Below are 2,965 nucleotides of genomic sequence, written 5' to 3' on the forward strand. Positions count from 1 at the left end.
TCGCGTCTCACAAAACGCCTCTGGCGTTGTAAGGTTAAGCCTCACGGGTCATTAGTACCGGTTAGCTCAACGCATCGCTGCGCTTACACACCCGGCCTATCAACGTCGTCGTCTTCAACGTCCCTTCAGGAGCATCAAGTGCTCAGGGAAAACTCATCTCGGGGCAAGTTTCGTGCTTAGATGCTTTCAGCACTTATCTCTTCCGCACTTAGCTACCGGGCAGTGCCATTGGCATGACAACCCGAACACCAGCGGTGCGTTCACTCCGGTCCTCTCGTACTAGGAGCAACCCCCCTCAGTTTTCCAGCGCCCACGGCAGATAGGGACCGAACTGTCTCACGACGTTCTAAACCCAGCTCGCGTACCACTTTAAACGGCGAACAGCCGTACCCTTGGGACCTACTTCAGCCCCAGGATGTGATGAGCCGACATCGAGGTGCCAAACACCGCCGTCGATATGAACTCTTGGGCGGTATCAGCCTGTTATCCCCGGAGTACCTTTTATCCGTTGAGCGATGGCCCTTCCATTCAGAACCACCGGATCACTATGACCTGCTTTCGCACCTGCTCGAGCCGTCACTCTCGCAGTCAAGCTGGCTTATGCCATTGCACTAACCTCCTGATGTCCGACCAGGATTAGCCAACCTTCGTGCTCCTCCGTTACGCTTTGGGAGGAGACCGCCCCAGTCAAACTACCCACCAGACACTGTCCGCAGCCCGGGTAACGGGCCTACGTTAGAACACCAGCCATTAAAGGGTGGTATTTCAAGGATGGCTCCACGCAGACTGGCGTCCACGCTTCAAAGCCTCCCACCTATCCTACACATCAAGGACCAGTGTTCAGTGTCAAGCTGTAGTAAAGGTTCACGGGGTCTTTCCGTCTTGCCGCGGGTACACTGCATCTTCACAGCGATTTCAATTTCACTGAGTCTCGGGTGGAGACAGCCTGGCCATCATTACGCCATTCGTGCAGGTCGGAACTTACCCGACAAGGAATTTCGCTACCTTAGGACCGTTATAGTTACGGCCGCCGTTTACCGGGGCTTCGATCAAGAGCTTCTCCTTACGGATAACCCCATCAATTAACCTTCCGGCACCGGGCAGGCGTCACACCGTATACGTCCACTTTCGTGTTTGCACAGTGCTGTGTTTTTAATAAACAGTTGCAGCCAGCTGGTATCTTCGACTGGCCTCGGCTCCGGGAGCAAGTCCCTTCACCTACGCGCCAGCGTGCCTTCTCCCGAAGTTACGGCACCATTTTGCCTAGTTCCTTCACCCGAGTTCTCTCAAGCGCCTTGGTATTCTCTACCTGACCACCTGTGTCGGTTTGGGGTACGATTTCGTGTTGCCTGATGCTTAGAGGCTTTTCCTGGAAGCAGGGCATTTGTTGCTTCAGCACCGTAGTGCCTCGTCGTCACGCCTCAGCCTTGACCATCCGGATTTGCCTGGATAGTCAGCCTACACGCTTAAACCGGGACAACCGTCGCCCGGCCAACATAGCCTTCTCCGTCCCCCCTTCGCAGCAACACCAAGTACAGGAATATTAACCTGTTTCCCATCGACTACGCCTTTCGGCCTCGCCTTAGGGGTCGACTCACCCTGCCCCGATTAACGTTGGACAGGAACCCTTGGTCTTCCGGCGAGCGGGCTTTTCACCCGCTTTATCGTTACTTATGTCAGCATTCGCACTTCTGATACCTCCAGCAGCCCTCACAGGCCACCTTCAACGGCTTACAGAACGCTCCCCTACCCAACAGTATCGCTACTGCTGCCGCAGCTTCGGTGCATGGTTTAGCCCCGTTACATCTTCCGCGCAGGCCGACTCGACCAGTGAGCTATTACGCTTTCTTTAAATGATGGCTGCTTCTAAGCCAACATCCTGGCTGTCTGGGCCTTCCCACATCGTTTCCCACTTAACCATGACTTTGGGACCTTAGCTGGCGGTCTGGGTTGTTTCCCTCTTCACGACGGACGTTAGCACCCGCCGTGTGTCTCCCGTGATAACATTCTTCGGTATTCGCAGTTTGCATCGGGTTGGTAAGCCGGGATGGCCCCCTAGCCGAAACAGTGCTCTACCCCCGAAGATGAGTTCACGAGGCGCTACCTAAATAGCTTTCGGGGAGAACCAGCTATCTCCCGGTTTGATTGGCCTTTCACCCCCAGCCACAGGTCATCCGCTAATTTTTCAACATTAGTCGGTTCGGTCCTCCAGTTAGTGTTACCCAACCTTCAACCTGCCCATGGCTAGATCACCGGGTTTCGGGTCTATACCCTGCAACTTAACGCCCAGTTAAGACTCGGTTTCCCTGCGGCTCCCCTATACGGTTAACCTTGCTACAGAATATAAGTCGCTGACCCATTATACAAAAGGTACGCAGTCACCCCATAAAAGAGGCTCCCACTGCTTGTACGTACACGGTTTCAGGTTCTGTTTCACTCCCCTCGCCGGGGTTCTTTTCGCCTTTCCCTCACGGTACTGGTTCACTATCGGTCAGTCAGGAGTATTTAGCCTTGGAGGATGGTCCCCCCATATTCAGACAGGATACCACGTGTCCCGCCCTACTCATCGAGCTCACAGCATGTGCACTTTCGTGTACGGGAGTATCACCCTGTACCCTGCGACTTTCCAGACGCTTCCACTAGTGCACAAGCTGATTCAGGCTCTGGGCTGCTCCCCGTTCGCTCGCCGCTACTGGGGGAATCTCGGTTGATTTCTTTTCCTCGGGGTACTTAGATGTTTCAGTTCCCCCGGTTCGCCTCATGCCACTATGTATTCATGACATGATAGTGTGACGAGTCACACTGGGTTTCCCCATTCGGACATCGCCGGCTGTAGCGGTTCATATCACCTTGCCGGCGCTTTTCGCAGATTAGCACGTCCTTCATCGCCTCTGACTGCCAGGGCATCCACCGTGTACGCTTAGTCGCTTAACCTCACAACCCACAGGCGTCTTGCGACGTGCGG

At 54.7% G+C, this 2,965-nt stretch carries 1 rRNA gene; it reads right to left on the bottom strand.

Features of this window, described 5'->3' with window-relative positions:
* Positions 1-30: 30 nt before the first annotated feature.
* Positions 31-2,934: ribosomal RNA gene (locus tag D7S44_RS11965) — 23S ribosomal RNA — on the bottom strand.
* Between the last annotated feature and the right edge of the window lie 31 nt (positions 2,935-2,965).

This window comes from Pantoea piersonii (assembly GCF_003612015.1).
Lineage (GTDB): Bacteria > Pseudomonadota > Gammaproteobacteria > Enterobacterales > Enterobacteriaceae > Pantoea > Pantoea piersonii.